General features: G+C 69.8%; 13 protein-coding genes and 1 tRNA gene. 4 read left to right on the top strand and 10 right to left on the bottom strand.

Going from position 1 to position 16,421, the window contains the following annotated elements; all coding sequences use genetic code 11:
* Positions 1-215, top strand: a 215-nt coding sequence (locus tag BT98_RS0116630) for an ATP-binding protein (RefSeq protein ID WP_027297304.1), incomplete at its 5' end; no start/stop codon positions are given.
* Here BT98_RS0116630 and BT98_RS28610 read toward each other — a convergent pair.
* The 3 genes from BT98_RS28610 to pip form a co-directional block, all read right to left on the bottom strand.
* The gene (locus BT98_RS28610) at positions 199-459 is read right to left on the bottom strand and encodes a DUF6538 domain-containing protein (RefSeq protein WP_353406473.1); all 261 of its coding nucleotides are present in this window, start codon (positions 457-459) and stop codon (positions 199-201) included. The genes BT98_RS0116630 and BT98_RS28610 overlap by 17 nt on opposite strands.
* 140 nt (positions 460-599) lie before the next feature.
* A tRNA-Arg gene (locus BT98_RS0116625) sits at positions 600-673 on the bottom strand.
* Positions 674-758: 85 nt separating this feature from the next.
* Complete coding sequence (gene pip / locus BT98_RS0116620) at positions 759-1,733, bottom strand: prolyl aminopeptidase (protein ID WP_026033554.1); 975 nt, start codon at positions 1,731-1,733, stop codon at positions 759-761.
* A 287-nt stretch (positions 1,734-2,020) separates the two neighbouring features.
* Between pip and BT98_RS0116615 the strand changes: the two genes are divergently transcribed.
* Positions 2,021-2,734 (top strand): hypothetical protein, encoded by a 714-nt coding sequence (locus BT98_RS0116615; protein ID WP_174978049.1) that lies wholly within the window; start codon positions 2,021-2,023, stop codon positions 2,732-2,734.
* A gap of 16 nt (positions 2,735-2,750) precedes the next feature.
* On the opposite strand, the gene BT98_RS0116610 is transcribed toward BT98_RS0116615, so the two are convergent.
* The 4 genes from BT98_RS0116610 to BT98_RS0116595 all read right to left on the bottom strand — a co-directional run bounded on the left by BT98_RS0116610 (position 2,751) and on the right by BT98_RS0116595 (position 6,815).
* Positions 2,751-3,632, bottom strand: coding sequence for an alpha/beta fold hydrolase (locus BT98_RS0116610; protein WP_019463066.1), 882 nt, complete (start codon positions 3,630-3,632; stop codon positions 2,751-2,753).
* A 214-nt stretch (positions 3,633-3,846) separates the two neighbouring features.
* Positions 3,847-4,545: a class I SAM-dependent methyltransferase gene (locus tag BT98_RS0116605; protein WP_026033553.1), complete on the bottom strand. Its 699-nt coding sequence runs from the start codon at positions 4,543-4,545 to the stop codon at positions 3,847-3,849.
* A gap of 115 nt (positions 4,546-4,660) precedes the next feature.
* Positions 4,661-4,882, bottom strand: coding sequence for a hypothetical protein (locus BT98_RS0116600; RefSeq protein ID WP_027297303.1), 222 nt, complete (start codon positions 4,880-4,882; stop codon positions 4,661-4,663).
* A 196-nt stretch (positions 4,883-5,078) separates the two neighbouring features.
* Positions 5,079-6,815: a DEAD/DEAH box helicase gene (locus BT98_RS0116595; protein ID WP_019463063.1), complete on the bottom strand. Its 1,737-nt coding sequence runs from the start codon at positions 6,813-6,815 to the stop codon at positions 5,079-5,081.
* Between the two features lie 399 nt (positions 6,816-7,214).
* Between BT98_RS0116595 and BT98_RS0116590 the strand changes: the two genes are divergently transcribed.
* On the top strand, positions 7,215-9,332 hold the full coding sequence (locus BT98_RS0116590) for a putative bifunctional diguanylate cyclase/phosphodiesterase (RefSeq protein ID WP_051544295.1): 2,118 nt from the start codon (positions 7,215-7,217) through the stop codon (positions 9,330-9,332).
* Between the two features lie 126 nt (positions 9,333-9,458).
* The gene (locus tag BT98_RS0116585) at positions 9,459-11,282 is read left to right on the top strand and encodes an ABC-F family ATP-binding cassette domain-containing protein (RefSeq protein ID WP_027297301.1); all 1,824 of its coding nucleotides are present in this window, start codon (positions 9,459-9,461) and stop codon (positions 11,280-11,282) included.
* Positions 11,283-11,445: 163 nt separating this feature from the next.
* On the opposite strand, the gene BT98_RS0116580 is transcribed toward BT98_RS0116585, so the two are convergent.
* From BT98_RS0116580 to BT98_RS0116570, 3 genes are read right to left on the bottom strand one after another with little or no spacing between them, the layout of a single operon-like run.
* On the bottom strand, positions 11,446-12,969 hold the full coding sequence (locus BT98_RS0116580; RefSeq protein ID WP_026033060.1) for a SpoVR family protein: 1,524 nt from the start codon (positions 12,967-12,969) through the stop codon (positions 11,446-11,448).
* Between the two features lie 4 nt (positions 12,970-12,973).
* Positions 12,974-14,287: a YeaH/YhbH family protein gene (locus BT98_RS0116575; RefSeq protein ID WP_019460343.1), complete on the bottom strand. Its 1,314-nt coding sequence runs from the start codon at positions 14,285-14,287 to the stop codon at positions 12,974-12,976.
* Between the two features lie 26 nt (positions 14,288-14,313).
* On the bottom strand, positions 14,314-16,260 hold the full coding sequence (locus tag BT98_RS0116570; RefSeq protein ID WP_019460342.1) for a PrkA family serine protein kinase: 1,947 nt from the start codon (positions 16,258-16,260) through the stop codon (positions 14,314-14,316).
* Between the last annotated feature and the right edge of the window lie 161 nt (positions 16,261-16,421).

Here is a 16,421-nt window from a genome sequence, read left to right as displayed (position 1 = left end):
CATTCGCCCAGTCCGGCGGCCAGTTGCTGTTCCACCTTGTCAGCCGTCTCTACGAGCAGACCTCGGTCATCGTCACCACCAACCTCGCTTTTGGTGAATGGCCCAGCGTCTTTGGGGACGCCAAGATGACCACTGCCTTACTCGACCGCCTCACTCACCACTGCGACATCGTCGAGACCGGCAACGATAGTTGGCGATTCAAGAACCGCGCCTGAACGCCCCCTCAACACACCTCACAAGAGGGTCCCTTTTGCGTGCCGATCTGGGGTCCCAATTCAGTGCCGATTGACACGCCTCGATAGCCTCCATGGCCTTCAAGCGGCGGCTGCGTGCCTCGACCAAGTCGCGGGTTTGGAGGGTCCGCACGACCTCTCGCTTGCCACCGAAGTCGGCCCACCGGCTCCGAGGGATGATGTACCGCGCATACCAGCCCTGACTAATTCGCCGCAGGTTCGCCATGTCGCCTCCTCTGGCTTGTGCGCCTCGCTGGCGCTGTGAGGAGGGCGGCGGCTTACCGTCAGGCATTACCGTCATGGATCATCGTTCAGCGGTAATAGGCAAGTTAGAGCGTTGATAAAAGGGTAAATTCTGAAAGGGAGTGTCCCCGGCGGGATTCGAACCCACGGCCCCCAGATTAGGAATCTGGTGCTCTATCCTGCTGAGCTACGGAGACGCACAGGCCGCTTAGCACGACCGACACCGGCCGGGAACCGCCTGCTTGCACAGCAGGGGGAGGCACAGCCACGGCGCGGCCGCGATCAGGAACGCCGGCGGAAACGCTCCACCGCCGAGACCAGCGCCGTCCGGACCCCCGGCTCCAGCGCGGAATGCCCGGCATCCGGCACCAGGGTCAGGCGTGCCCGCGGCCAGGCCTCGGTCAGCGCGAAGGCCGTGGCCGGCGGGCAGACCATATCGTAGCGTCCCTGCACGATCTCCGCCGGGATCGAAGCGATGCGGTCCATCCGCCCCAGCAGGCCCTCGGGCGGCAGGAACAGGTCATGGGCGAAGTAATGCGCCTCGATCCGCGCCAGGCCCAGGGCGGAACGGTCCTGCGCGAAGCTCGCGACCAGCTCCGGCGAAGGCAGCAGCGTGCTGCACATGCCCTCGAAGTTGCTCCAGGACCGGGCGGCGGAAAGATGCACCACCGGGTCGGGATCGGTCAGTCGGCGCAGATAGGCGGAAAGCAGGTCGCCCCGCTCCTCGGGCGGGACATGCTCGGCGAAGGCGGCCCAGGCATCCGGAAAGATCCGGCGCAGCCCATAGAGGAACCAGTCCACCTCCTCCCGCCGCCCCAGGAAGACCCCGCGCAGCACGCAGCCCAGCACCCGCTCGGGATGCGCCTGGGCATAGGCGAGCGCCAGGGTCGACCCCCAGGAGCCGCCGAAGAGCAGCCAGCGCTCGATGCCCAGGAACCGCCGCAGCGTCTCGATATCCCGCACCAGATGCGGCGTGGTGTTGTCGCGCAGCTCCCCCAGCGGCCGCGAGCGCCCGGCGCCGCGCTGGTCGAAGATCACCACGCGCCAGTGGCCGGGGTCGAAGAAGCGGCGATGCACCGCCCCCGCCCCCGCCCCCGGCCCGCCATGCAGGAACAGCACCGGCTGGCCCCGGGGATTGCCCACCTGCTCCCAGTACATCACGTGGTTGACCCCGTCCGCCGCGGCGCCCGAGGGCGAGAGCGGCAGCAGGCCGGTCTCGTAGGGGGAGATATCGGGAAAAAGATCGCCGCGGGGCATCGCGCCTTTGGTCACCGGAAGCATAAGGGAAGGCCATCATGCACAAGATGGTGCGCGCCCGCCATCTGCCCCCTTCGCCCGCGCGCCTCCTGCGCCTAACTTGGACCGTCATGGCGAGTTCATTCCCCACGCGCGAGCCCCGAGGCGGCAATCCGGACAACGGTCCGGGCGGCGATCCGCAGCGCCACGCCCCCGGCCGCACGGGCCCCGGGCGCCCGGGGCCCGGACGCCTGGGAAAGGACGGCCCCTTCCAGCCTGGCGCGGGACGCTCCGGCGGCAAGCCCGGCATGGTGCGCTGCGCGGTCTGCGGAACGGAAAGCCGGCAGCCCCGCGCCGTCGCGCCGCCGCCGGAACAGGCCCCGGACCTGGATCTGCGCCCCGGGGAACCGCTGCGCTCCACCATGCGCTTCTGGCTGCAGCAATGCCCCCATTGCGGCTATGCGGCGCCCGACATCACCCGCGCGCACCCGGCCGTGGCCCAGGCCGTGGCCGCCGCCCCCTTCCGCGCGCTGGTGAACGAGACGGCGCACCCTCCCCTCGCCCGCCGCTTCCTGGGCTGGGCACATGTGCTGGAGGAAAGCGGCGCCCTTCATGCCGCCGCCGAGGCGACGCTACAGGCCGCCTGGGTGGCGGATGACGAAGGCCTGCCCGAACTCGCCCGGAGCTGGCGGCTGGAGGCCGTGGCGCTCTGGCGCAGCGGCCCGCCCCTGGCGCCCGAACAGGCAGTGCGCGTGGTGGACGCCCTGCGCCGCGCCGGCGCCTGGCACGAGGCCGCCCATGCCTGCCGCCTCGCCATCGCGGCCGCCACCGAAACGACGGACGAGGTCCTGGCCCTGGAAACGCGCCTGATCGCGGCCGAGGATGGCGGGCGCCACACCCTGGCCTCCGCCCTGCCGCCCCCCGCGCACCGGCCCCATGTCAGCCATAACGGCCCTTCCACCGCCATCGACCGGACAGCCGGCTGGTGGGGCCGGATGAAACGCTTCTTCGGCGGCCACTGACCCCCGGCCAAGCGCCTCAGCCGGCGCGGCGACCTCGGTTGTGGACCACGAAGCCACGGATGGCATCCACCAGCGCCTCGGGCTCGTCGGCACGGATCGAATGGCTGCTGTTCTCGAAGATCCGCAGGTCGGAGCCGGGAACCAGGCGGTGGATCTCCTCCGAGAATTCCGGCGCGCAGATCCAGTCGTGCCGCCCGGCCAGGATCAGCGTGGGCGCGGTGATGCGGCCGAGTTCGGGCCGCAGGTCGAAGCTGCGCAGGAAGCCGCCCGGACGGAAGGCGCGGTTCAGCGCCTCGGGCTCGTGCAGGGTCCGCATCCGGCTGGCGGTCCCGGCGGCGGGATCGTAGCGGCGCGAATAGAGCGGCCCCATCACCTCGTAGTAGTGCCGCACCTCCTCCACCGTGCGGAAGGCGCCATCCCAGAGCATGTCGCAGACGCGGCGCTGTTCCGGCGTGCCGGTCTCCTCGATGATCCGCTGCGCCCGGGGAACGAAGCCGCCATGGGAGGCGGTGACCACCAGCACCAGGTGCGACACCGCCTCGGGATAGCGGGCCGCATGCGCCTGGGCGACCATGCCGCCATAGCTGGTGCCGATGGACACGACCGGCCCCAGGCCGAGATGCCGGCGCAGCGCCTCCATGTCCTCGACATTCTCGTCGAGGTTCCAGCTCTCCGGGTCCTTCTTGCTGGAACGCCCCTGGCCGCGATGGTCGAAATAGACGAGCTGCATCCGCTCCGCGAGCGGCGTGTAGCCTGGCTTGAAGCCACTGTGGTCCCCGCCCGGGCCGCCATGGATCACCATCGCGACCGGGCGCTCGCGCATCGTGTCGCCATCGGGCACCAGCCCCATGCCTTCCACGTCGAAATAGATCTCGGTCCCACGGATGCTGGCGCGCATGCGGCCTCCTCGCCCGGGCGGTCCGCCGCCCCTGCCTGATTCCAGGCCGCGAGCTTAGCCCCCGTTCGGCCCATGCGGGAATCCCGGCCTGGACGGCACCACGGACCCCGGACGGAAACGCGGGGGACGCCGGCCACGGAAACGCAACAGGCCCCGCCGGTATCGCCGGCAGGGCCTGTTCCGTGAAGCTGAGGACAATCCTCCCGGGCGGGGGTCAGGCCGCCAGGGCGCGCCGCAGCGTGTCGCCGTTGCGGAGCTGGACCAGCGTGAAGAGCCCCGCCGGCGGGCAGGGCTCGATCGCCTCGATCTCCGCGGTCTCACGGTCCAGCAGGGCGGAAAGCTCGAAATCCGGATGCCAGCCGAGGACGCGCGACAGCGGCGCCATGGCCCGCTCGACCCACCAGCGGGGCCCGGCCTCGGCGGCGAAATGGTTCACGAAGAGCAGGCGGCCACCGGGGCGGACGACGCGGCTCATCTCGGCATAGAGCTGCCGCGCGTTCGGCACCACGGAGGCGGTGAACATGGCCACCGCCATGTCGAAGGCGCCGTCCTGGAAGGCCATGGCCTCCGCGTCCATCTCCAGCAACCCGTCCACATTGGGCAGCCGCTCGCTGGCCACGCGCTCGGCGGCCTTCTCCAGCATCTCCCGCGACAGGTCGATGCCGGTCACGCGCAGGTCGCGCCGGTAGAGCGGCAGGGCCAGCCCGGTCCCGACGCCGACCTCCAGGACCCTCGCGCCGGGCAGGCGGTTGACCGCCGCCACCGCGCGCTTGCGCCCGAAAGCCGAGACGCCGCCGAAGAGCGCATCATAGACCCCCGCCCAGCGCCGATAGGCATCCCTGACCGACGAAGCATCCAACGCTGCGCGCGGATGGTCCCGGCTCACACTGCTGCGATCCACCGCCGACGACATTCTGGCCCCAAGACTGCTTCAGGAAGGGATGCGCTAGACCACCGGGGGGCGCTGCGCAAGCCATAGGCAACGCAACTGCACGCGCCTCTCACGCGCGCACAACACAGATGTGTCCTCAGAGTCTCGCCGCACGGGAGGGCGGGGCATCGTCGCTTCGTTGCAGGGACGGCTCGCCAAGGGCGGCGGGCAAGGCCGTCTCCTCCTGCTGTGTCGTGCCGCCCTGGGCGGAGCCGGCCGTGGTCCGCGTGGGAAGCGGTGCGCCGAGGATGCTGGCCACCAGAGCGAGGCGGATCGGGTACATCGGGTACATCTGCATGTCGGCGGCCCAACGCCGCATCGGCGCACGGGTTTCCCCTTCCGCCATCACCCGCAAGCTCGTTTCTTTTCAAGAACATGGCCGGATGGCCCCGCCATGATGCCCGCCGGGGCCAGGGCCGGCCCGGGCGCCCGGCCCGCCGGTTGCGCCACCGAGGCGAACATCGAGGCCAGGAAACACGGACCGGGCGGAAGCCTCCCGGCCCGAGGCCCGGCCTTCAGCCGCGCGAATGCCTCGGCGGTCCGGCGTGGCGGAAGGACTGGGGACGCCCATGCCCGCCCCCGGGGCCGCCACGGGGGCGATCCCGGCCCTGGCCCTCGCGCGGCCCGCTGAAGGAAGGCGGGCGCACGGGGCTGCCATGCCCCAGCGGTTCCACCTGGATATGCGCGTCCTCGCCCTCCGCCCGGCGCGCGGCGGCGGCGAAGCGGCTGGCGGCGGCGGCGGCCACCTCGAACTGGGTCTCGCGGCCCAGGATGCGGATCCGGCCGATCTCCCCACGCGTGACATGGCCACGCCGGCACAGGAAGGGCAGCAGCCAGCGGGGATCGGCATTCTCGTTGCGCCCGACGCTGGCGCGGAACCAGACGCCCTCCGGCCCGCCCTGGCGCTCCGGCCGCTCGCGCGGGGTGCGGTCATTGGTGTCCGACAGCTCCTCCGGCGCCGGCAGCGGGCCGCGCAGGGTGCGGATCAGGGCGGCGGCGACCGCCTCGGGCGCGTTCTTCTCCAGCAGGCCGCGGGCCAGCGCCAGATCGTCCTCCGCCGCCTCCTCGGCGACCAGCTCGCCGGCCTGGACGGACAGGCGCTCGTTGTCCTTGGCGCGGATCGTCTCGGCGGAAGGCGGCGGCCCCCAGCTCGCCTGCACCCGGGCGGCGGCCAGCAGCCGCTCCCCGGTGCGACGGCGGTTATAGGGCACCAGCAGCACGCTGATGCCCTTCCGCCCGGCCCGGCCGGTGCGGCCGGAACGGTGGGTCAGGGTCTCGGGATCGCGCGGCAGCTCGGCATGGATCACCAGCCCCAGATCCGGCAGGTCGATGCCGCGCGCCGCCACGTCGGTGGCGACGCAGACCCGCGCCCGCCCGTCGCGCAGCGACTGCAGCGCACGGGTGCGCTCGGACTGCGACAGCTCGCCGGACAGCGCCACGGTGGAGAAGCCGCGCTCGGTCAGGTTGCCGTGCAGCCGGGCCACCATGGCGCGGGTGGCGCAGAACACCATGGCAAGGCGTGGGTCCTCGAAGCGCAGGATGTTCACCACCGCCCGCTCGATCTCGTGCGGGGCGATGGTGATGGCGCGGTGCTCGATGTCGCCATGCCCGGCGCCGTCGCTCTTCACCTCGATGCGCTGCGCGTCCTTCTGGTAGGAACGCGCCAGCGTGGCGATCTCGTGCGGCACGGTGGCCGAGAAGAGCAGCGTCCGGTGCGGGTCCGGCAGCGTGTCGAGGATGGCCTCCAGCTCCTCGCGGAAGCCGAGGTCCAGCATCTCGTCCGCCTCGTCCATCACCACGACCTGCAGCGTGTCCGGCCGCAGGTTGCCGCGGTCCAGGTGGTCGCGCAGGCGGCCCGGCGTGCCGACCACCACATGGGCACCGCGCGACAGGTCACGCCGCTCGGCCACCGGGTCCATGCCACCGACGCAGGACACGACCCGGCCCCCGGCGCTGCCATAGAGCCAGGCCAGCTCGGTCTTGACCTGCAGTGCCAGCTCGCGCGTCGGCGCGATCACCAGGGCGAGCGGCGTGCCGGCGGGGGGAAGGCGCTCGGCCGTGCCGAGAAGGTTGCTGGCCATGGCCAGGCCATAGGCCACGGTCTTGCCGGAGCCGGTCTGGGCGGAAACCAGAAGGTCGCGCCCCGCCGTGTCGGCGGCGAGGACGGCGGCCTGCACCGGCGTCGGCTCGGCATAGCCGCGCTCGGCCAGGGCCAGGAGAAGGGGGGCGGGAAGATCGTCAGGAAAGGGCATGTCGTGCTTTGCTGAACGCGGCGCGCCGAACGGCGATGCGATCGGGGTCGAATTTTCGCCAGGGCCGACAGGACCACCGCAGGGCACCGCGCCCGGAGGCGCTGAGCAGAACGGCAGGGCGGAAGCACCGTCCACGGGTTGGCCGGATGCATACGGCCCGGCCACGCCGGAGGCTGCCCCGCCTTTCAGGCTCCGGCCAGGCGTCGGAACGCGCGCGGAAGGGGATCAGGAGCGCGGCAACTACCGAATTGCCCCCCGCAAGTCCAGAGAATTTGAGACATGCCCGCCCCGACGGCGCAGCCAAGGCAGGATCGTCCTGTTTGCACAACCTCGGATTGTATTTCATGATATCTTGATCTGGACTCGGGAAAGTTCCGGGCAAGACCGACCAGCAGTGCGATGCCCCCACGATCCATCGATCACCACCTTCCGCCAGAGCCCGGCCAGACACCCCTGGAAGGGCTGATCCGCCTCGACCAGCTCCGGGCCGTCCGGCGCAGCGTGCTCATCTCGCTTCCCGTCACGGTGCTGCTCAGCCTCTCCAACCTGGCGATGGCGAACTACGGCGGCCACGGAGAGGCTGGCTTCGCCTGGTTCTGGGCCAGCATCGCGGTCAACCTGCTGCGCAGCCTGCTTTGCGGCTTCCCGCCCCGCGCGGTGCTGCTGGAGGGGCGCGAATCCCCCGCCGTCCGCCGCTGGTTCCACGCCATGTGCCTGCTGGCCTGGTGCTCGGGCATGATCTGGGCGGCCGTGCCCGTGCTCTGCGACGGCTTCACGACATCCCAGGCGCCCTTCTTCCTCGTGGTGGTCTGCGGCATCACCGCCGGCGCCGTGGTGCACGGCACCGCCTATGCCCGCGTGCCGATCTGCTTCATCACCCCGGCCCTCTTCTCGGTGATCACCTGCCTTGTCTGGGCCGGCAGCTTCGAGCAGCGGATGCTGGCCGCCACGGTCGCCCTCTACACGATGGCACTGGTCCGCAGCGCCTGGGAGGGCGAGCGCGCCTTTCTCCAGGCCAGCCGCAGCAAGCAGGAGGCCCGGGCCCTGGCCACCTCCCTGCACGAGTCCCATCGCCAGACCCTCGACATCGCCGAGGACCTGCGCCACCGCGCCACGCACGACATGCTGACCCAGGCGCTGAACCGCGCCGGCTTCATGCAGGTCCTGGACGACAGCCTGGCCAGCGCCGCCGGCAGGACCGACGCCCCCCCCGGCGCTCCCCCCGGCGCCACCCCCGACCCGGCCGGCGCGCCGGCGCGGATGGAGGAAGGGCCGCACTGCCTGATGCTGCTCGACCTCGACGGCTTCAAGTCGGTCAACGACCTTTTCGGCCACAAGGCGGGCGACCTCCTGCTCGTCGAGGTGGCGCAGCGCCTGCGGCAGGCCCTGCCCCGGGGCTATGTGCTCGGCCGGCTCGGCGGCGACGAGTTCGCCGTGCTCGGCCGGCTCTGCCCCGCCAGCCTGGCGCCGGAGCGTGAGGCGGCGGAGCTGGCGACGCGGCTCACGGCGGCGGTGGCGATCCCCTTCACGGTCTGCGAGGCCGGGCGGGTCGGGGTGAGCATCGGCGTCTTCTGCGACCAGTCCTCCGGCATCTCCGCCAGCAGCGGGGAGATGCTCTCCTGCGCCGACGCCGCCCTCTATGCCGCCAAGCGCAGCGGGCGGAACCGCTTCTGCCTGTTCGACGACACCCTCCGGCACCAGCGGGAGGTGACGCGCGACATCGAGCGCGACCTGCCCCGCGCCCTGGCCGGGGGTGGGCTGCAGGTCCACTACCAGCCGCTGCTCCGCCGCCCCTGCGGCACCCTGGCCGGGATGGAGGCGCTGATCCGCTGGAGCCACCCCCGCCACGGGCCGATCGACCCGCCCGCCATCATCCTGGCGGCCGCCAGCGCCGGACAGGCCGAGCCGCTGCTGCGCTTCATCCTGCGCGACGTCTGCCGCATGATCGCCACACTGCGCCAGATGGGGCACGCCGATGCGGTGGTAAGCATGAACGTCTCGCCGCGCGAGATGACCCAGTTCGGCGTGGCCCGGCTGGTCATGTCCACCCTGGCGGAGTTCGGCCTGCCCCCCGGGATGCTGGAGATCGAGCTGACCGAGGAGGCGATGATGGACCTGCGCATCGCCCAGGCAGGGCTGGATACGCTCGGCCGCGCAGGAGTGCGGATCGCCATCGACGATTTCGGCGTGGGCTTCGCCTCCCTCGGCTCCCTGCAGAAGCTGGAGGTGGACCGGATCAAGATCGACCGCAGCTTCATCTCGGGCATGGTCAAGGCGCGCAGCGACCAGGTGCTGGTGCAGGCGGTGCTGAGCCTGGCCCGCTCGCTGGAGATCGAGGTCGTGGCCGAAGGCGTCGAGAACGAGGAGACGCTGCAGATGCTGGACCGCTTCGGATGTCCCATCGTGCAGGGCTACCACCTCTCCCCGCCCCTCCCGCCCGCCGCGCTGCTCGACCGGATCCGCCAGTGGGACGCCGTCCTCCCCCGCCCCGCCACCCGCGCCCTGCCCTGGCGGTGACCACCCGCCCCTGACCGCCCCCCGCGACTCCCCCTCGCGGGCGGGACCGGCCCACCGCCGGACAAGCATCTCCGGGTGCCGCGCGGCCTCCCCTTCCCGGCCGATCCGCTCTACATGCGGGGCGACATGGCTCCTCCTCCGCTGCTCCTCCTGACCGACATCCGGCTGAACTTCGGCACCACCCCCCTGCTGGCGGGCGCCTCCCTCGGCGTCGGCGCCGGCGAAAGGCTAACCCTGGTCGGGCGCAACGGCTCGGGGAAATCCACGCTGCTGAAGATCGCGGCGGGACTGGCCGAGCCGGACGGCGGCACCCGCTTCGTGCAGCCCGGCGCCACCGTGCGCTACCTGCCGCAGGAACCCGACCTTTCCGGCTTCCCCACCACCCTGGCCTATGTGGAATCCGGCCTCGGCCCAGGGGACGACCCCTACCGCGCCCGCTACCTGCTGGAACAGCTCGGTCTTTCGGGCGAGGAAACCCCCGCCGTCCTGTCCGGCGGCGAGGCCCGCCGCGCCGCCCTCGCCCGCGTCCTGGCGCCGCAGCCGGACATCCTGCTGCTGGACGAGCCGACCAACCACCTCGACCTGCCCGCCATCGAATGGCTGGAAGGCGAGCTGCGCTCCCTGCGCTCGGCCCTCGTCCTGATCTCGCACGACCGCCGCTTCCTGGAGAACCTGTCCCGCGCCATGGTCTGGCTGGACCGCGGCGTGACCCGGCGGCTGGACCAGGGCTTCGCCCATTTCGAGGCCTGGCGCGACCAGGTGCTGGAGGACGAGGAGCGCGAGGCGCACAAGCTGACCCGCAAGATCGCGCGGGAGGAGGACTGGCTCCGCTACGGCGTCACCGCCCGGCGCAAGCGCAACGTCCGCCGCCTCGGCGAGCTGCACGACCTCCGCAAGAGACGGCGCGAGCGGGTGGGTGCCCTGGGCAAGGTCAGCATGGCCGCTGCCGAGGCAGGCGGATCGGGCTCCCTGGTCGTCTCGGCGGAGGAGATCAGCAAGACCTATGACGGCCGCACCGTGGTCGCCCCCTTCTCCACCCGCGTCCTGCGCGGCGACCGGGTGGGCATCGTCGGCCCCAACGGCGCCGGCAAGACCACGCTGCTCAACATGCTCACCGGCAACCTGCCCCCGGACAGCGGCGAGATCCGCCTCGGCACCGGGCTGGAGATGGTGAGCCTGGACCAGCGCCGCGCCAGCCTCGACCCCGCCATGACGCTGCAGAAGGCGCTGACCGGCGACGACAGCGACCTCGTCCATGTCGGCGGCACGGCCCGACACGTCATCGGCTACATGAAGGACTTCCTTTTCCCACCGGAACAGGCCCGCACCCCCCTGGGCGTGCTCTCGGGCGGGGAGCGCGGCCGCGTCATGCTGGCCCGCGCCATGGCCCGCCCGAGCAACCTGCTGGTACTGGACGAGCCGACCAACGACCTGGACCTGGAAACCCTGGACCTGCTCCAGGAGCTGATCGCCGACTACGCCGGCACCGTCCTGCTGGTCAGCCACGACCGCGACTTCCTCGACCGCTGCACCACCTCGGTCATCGCCTATGAAGGCGCGGGCCGCTGGCAGGAATATGCCGGCGGCTATTCCGACATGGTGGCCCAACGCGGCCACGGCGTGCAGGCGCGCGCGTCCGCTTCCACCCTCGCCCCGGCGCGCTCCACGCCCGCCCCGCTTCCCCAGGCCGGGGAAGCCCTGGCCGGGCCGCGCCGGCTGAACATGCGGGAACGCGAGGCGCTGAAGACCCTGCCCGCCCGCATGGACAAGCTCCATGCCGAGATCCGCAAGCTCGGCGAGATCCTGGCCGATCCCGGCCTCTACGCCCGCGACAAGCCGCGCTTCGACAAGGCCAGCGCCATGCTGGCGGAGCGGCAGGCGGAACTCGCGAAGGCCGAGGAGGAATGGCTGGAGCTGGAAATGCTGCGCGAGGCCGCCGAGGGCAACTGACACGGGACGATGCGCTCCGGCGTCAGGGAGGACCGGAGAAAACGGGCCCAGGGCACGCAGCGTCCTGACGGAGTGGGAACATCGGGGACGAGGCAGCACCTTGCCCCCGGGCCAACGCCCCCCACCACCCCGGAAGCGGCCGAAGAAGGCTGCGGAAGCGGGATCAGGCCCGCAGCGGCCCCGCGCTATGGGTCGCCAGCACCGCCTCCGTCATGGCGTCCACCTCCACCAGCTTCACCTCATAGCCCCAGAGGCTGGCGAGATAGCGCAGCGTGTTCTCTGCATCCTTGGCCTGCAACAGGCGCCCCGGCGTGGTGCGGTGCTGCAGCATCAGCCGCCGGTCGCCCGCCAGGTCCACATCCACCACCTGCACGTCCGCGGTATTGACGCCGGGGTCATAGACGCGGGCCAGGGAACGGCGGATCTCGCGATAGCCGTCCTCGTCATGGATGGCGTCCACCAGCAGATAGGGCTCCCGCGTGTCGTCATGCAGGCGGAACATGTGGAACTTCCGCATCACCGCCGGGGACAGGAACTGCTGGATGAAGCTCTCGTCGCGATAATTCGCCCAGGCGTCGCGCAGCGTGCCCATCGGATCGCCGTTGCCGGCGAAATCGGGGAACCACCGCCGGTCCTCGGCGGTCGGCTCGCGGCAGATGCGCTCGATATCCGACATCATCGCATAGCCCAGCGCATAGGGGTTGAAGTCCCCCCCCGCCGGGTGGTCGAAGCCGGGCTGGGTGATGACGTTGCTGGTCGAATGCAGCACCTCCAGGAAGGCGGCGTCGTCGATCAGCTCCTTTTCGTGCAGCCGGGTCATGATCCGCTGGTGCACCCAGGTGGCACAGCCCTCGTTCATCACCTTGCCCTGGGGCTGCGGGTAGAAATACTGCGCGATCAGCCGGACGATGCGGATGATCTCCCGCTCCCAGCTCTGCAACCGCGGCGAGGTCTTTTCCAGGAAGTAGAGCAGGTTCTCCTCGGGCAGGCCGAGCCTGCGCCGTCGCTCCGCCACCGGGTCCGTCCCCGGGGCGGGCTTGGTGGTGGGCACCGTCCGCCAGAGGTCGTTATAGACCTTCTCGTCATACTCCCGCCGCTCGCGCTGCCGCCGCTCCTCGGTCTGCAGGTTGAGCTGCCGGGTTCCGGCATGGCGGTGTACCCCGTGATGCGACAGCGCATGGGCGGCATCGAGCACGCGCTCCACCGCCGCCGCCCCGAAGCGGTCCTCGCAGCGCGCCACGTAGGACCGGGCGAACTCCAGGTAGTCCAGGATCGAGGAGGCCTCGGTCCATTGCCGGAACAGGTAGTTGTTGCGGAAGAAATGGTTGTGGCCGAAGGCGGCATGGGCGATCACCAGCGCCTGCATGGTCGCGGTGTTCCCCTCCATCAGATAGGAGATGCAGGGATTGGAGTTGATCACCACCTCGTAGGCGAGGCTGGTATAGCCCTTCCGGTAGCTGACCTCGTGCTGCAGGAACCGCTTGCCGTAGGACCAGTGCCGGTAGGTCAGCGGCATCCCGTGCGAGGTGTAGATGTCGAGCATCTGCTCGGGCGTGATGATCTCGATCCGGTTGGGATAGACCTCCAGCCCCAGCTCCTTCTCGGCGATCTCCTCGATCGCGTCATAGGACCGCCGCAACGTCGGGAAATCCCAGTCCGTGCCCGTGTAGAGAAGTCCAGCCCCCATCGTCCTACCCTCCCGAGGCCCAGCCGGCCGGCGCCGTGCGCTTGCCGAACAGGTCTCGGAAGACCGGGAAGATGTCCTTCCGCTCCCCGACCCGCCGCAAGGCGAGGTTCTCGGCCCGTCCGGCGACCGGCGCATAGCCGCGCCACAGGTCGCTTTCGCCCCGGATCACCGCCCCGGACACGCCGACCTCGATATAGGCGAAGTACTGCACGATCGGCAGGATGCCCTTCTCCAACAGGGAGACGGTCTTGGGCGTGTCGCCGCTGTAGTTGTCGCCATCCGAGGCCTGGGCGGCATAGATGTTCCAGGAATCCGCCGGATAGCGTTCCTTCTGGATGCGGAGCAGCTCCTCCAGCGCCGAGGACACCACCGTGCCGCCGGTGCGCGGATCGGTGAAGAAGGTCTTCTCGTCCACCTCCTCCGCCGCCTCGGTATGACGGATGAAGACAAGGTCCACCCGCTTGTAGCGCCGTTCCAGGAAGACGTGCAGCAACAGGAAGAACCGCTTGGCCAGGTCCTTCATGCTTTCGGTCATGGAGCCGGAAACATCCATCAGGCAGAACATCACCGCCCGCGCGGTCGGCCGCGGCGTTGGGGTGAAGCGGCGGTAGCGCAGGTCCACCGGGTCCACCCAGGCGATCCGCCCCAGCCGCCGCAGCGCCGTTGCCAGCTCCTCGCGCAGCACCGGCAGGCGCTCCGGCGCTTCGCCACTTTCCTCCAGCCCGGCGATCTCGGCCTCCAGCGCCCGGATCTCGTCCGTCTTGGGGCGCCGCAGCCCGATCCGCCGCGCCATGGACTGGCGCATGGTGCGCGCCATGTCGAGCTGCGACGGTGCCCCATCCGTGCTGATCCCGGCGCGGGAGGGGGACACGTTCTCCACGTCCATGACCTGGGCCTTCACCAGGTCCGGCAACTCCAGGTCCTCGAAGAACAGGTCCAGGAATTCGTCCCGGGTCAGCACGAAGCGGAAGTTGTCCTCCGACTGTCCCTGGGCATTGCCCGCGCCCTGCCCCCCGCCACCATCGCCGCCACCTCCGGAGGGTGGCCGCTTGATGCGGTCGCCGACCGAGAACTCCTTGTTGCCGCCCAGCACGATGTCGCGCTGGCCGCTGGTGAAGACGGTGTGGAAGAAGGGCTCGTGCAGGCTGTCGGCGGGGATGGTGACCGCTTCCCCGCTCTTGCCGACCTCGCGCAGTGTCCCGCTGTCCACAGCCTCCCGCACTGCCCGCGTCACGGCGGACCGCGCGCGGGCCAGCACGCGCCGGCGGTTCTCCAGGTTCTTCCCGTGCGGATTCGGACGTCGGTCGATAATGTCCAAGCGGTGTGCCTCGCTCCCCGGAACCTTCAGGCCGACTGCTTCACGCGCATGTACCACTCGACCAGCCGGCGGACCTGCCGCTCGGTATAGCCGCGCGAGACCATGCGCTCGACGAAGTCGTTGTGCTTCTTCTCCGTATCGCCATCCTTCTTCGAACCGAAGCTGATGACGGGGAGCAGATCCTCGACCTGGCTGAACATCCGCTTCTCGATCACGTCGCGGATCTTCTCGTAGGAGGTCCAGGACGGGTTGCGCCCGCCATTGTTGGCCCGAGTCCTCAACGCGAACTTGACCACCTCGTTGCGGAAATCCTTCGGGTTCGCGATGCCCGCCGGCTTCTCGATCTTGGTCAGTTCCCCGTTCAGCAGCTCGCGGTTCAGCATCTGCCCGGTATCGGGATCCTTGAAGTCCTGGTCCTCGATCCAGGCATCCGCATAGTCGAGGTAGCGGTCGAACAGGTTCTGGCCATAGTCGTGGTAGCTCTCCAGATAGGCCTTCTGGATCTCGTTGCCGATGAACTCGGCATAGCGGGAGGCGAGCTCCGACTTGATGCTGGTCAGGTAGTTCTGCTCGACCTCGGCGGGGAACTGCTCCCGCTTCACGGTGTTCTCCAGCACGTACATCAGGTGCACCGGGTCGGCCGCGACCTCGGTCGGGTCGTGGTTGAAGGTGGCCGAGAGCACCTTGTAGGCGAAGCGGGTGGAGATGCCCTCCATCCCCTCGTCCACCCCGGCGGAGTCCTTGTACTCCTGCATGGTCTTCACCTTGGGGTCGGTCTCGCGGAGGTTCTCCCCGTCATAGACCCGCATCTTGGTGAAGGGCCGCGAATTGGCATGCGGCTTCAGCCGCGACAGCACGGCGAAGCGGGCCAGCATCTCCAGCGTGTGCGGGGCGCAGGGCGCCTCGGCCAGGGCGGAGGAGGAGATCAGCTTCTCGTAGATCTTCGTCTCCTCGGTGACCCGCAGGCAGTAGGGCACCTTCACCACGTTCACGCGGTCGAGGAAGGCCTCGTTGGTCCGGTTGTTGCGGAAGCTCTGCCACTCCGCCTCGTTGGAATGGGCCAGGATGATCCCGTTGAAGGGGATGGCGCCGATATTCTCCGTGCCGAGGTAGTTGCTCTCCTGCGTCGCCGTCAGCAGCGGGTGCAGCATCTTGATCGGAGCCTTGAACATCTCGACGAATTCGAGGAGCCCCTGGTTGGCGCGGTTCAGCCCGCCCGAGAAGCCATAGGCGTCCGGGTCGTTCTGCGAGAACATTTCCAGCTTGCGGATATCGACCTTGCCGACCAGGGCGGAGATGTCCTGGTTGTTGTCGTCGCCCGGTTCGGTCTTGGCGACGGCGATCTGCTTCAGGCGCGAGGGATGCAGCTTCACCACCCGGAACTTCTGCAGGTCGCCGCCGAACTCCTCCAGCCGCTTCAGCGCCCAGGGACTGGCCAGGCCGTTGAGGTAGCGGCGCGGGATGTTGAACTGCTTCTCCAGCACCGGTGCCATCCGCTCCGGCTCGAACAGGCCGAGCGGGCTCTCGAAGACCGGGCTGAGGTCGCGTCCGGCCTTGAGCACGTAGATGGGCTCCTGCTCCATCAGCGCCTTCAGCCGCTCGCCCAGCGAGGACTTGCCGCCGCCGACCGGGCCCAGCAGGTAGAGGATCTGCTTGCGCTCCTCCAGCCCCTGCGCGGCATGGCGGAAGAAGGCGACGATGCGCTCGATCGTCTCCTCCATGCCGTAGAACTCGGCGAAGGCCGGATAGACCCGGATGGTGCGGTTCAGGAAGATGCGACCGAGCCGTGCATCCTTGGCCGTGTCGATCGTCTCGGGCTCGCCGATCGCCTTCAGCATGCGCTCCGCCGGGGAGGCATAGCAGAGCGGATCGTCGCGGCAGGCTTCGAGGTATTCGGACAGGCTCATCTCGGCCTCGCGGCGCTGCTCGCGCAGCGAGGAGTGCAGGGAGAAGATGTCATCGAGCGGAGCCATGGAACCCTCCGGAAAAGAGATGTTGGCGACGGGCGGTGCTCTGGTCAGTCCTTGCGAAACGAAACAGCGGTCTGAATTCCGCGCCGCGCGCCGATGCCATAGGAAAATTCTGGGCACGGCTCGGGCAACGGCAAGAGAGCGATACACAACGGTTTCAAAGA

Source organism: Roseomonas mucosa ATCC BAA-692 (genome assembly GCF_000622225.1).
Classification (GTDB): domain Bacteria; phylum Pseudomonadota; class Alphaproteobacteria; order Acetobacterales; family Acetobacteraceae; genus Roseomonas; species Roseomonas mucosa.
The sequence above is the reverse complement of the archived record's forward strand: the minus strand, read 5'-3'. Positions and strand labels throughout refer to the sequence as shown.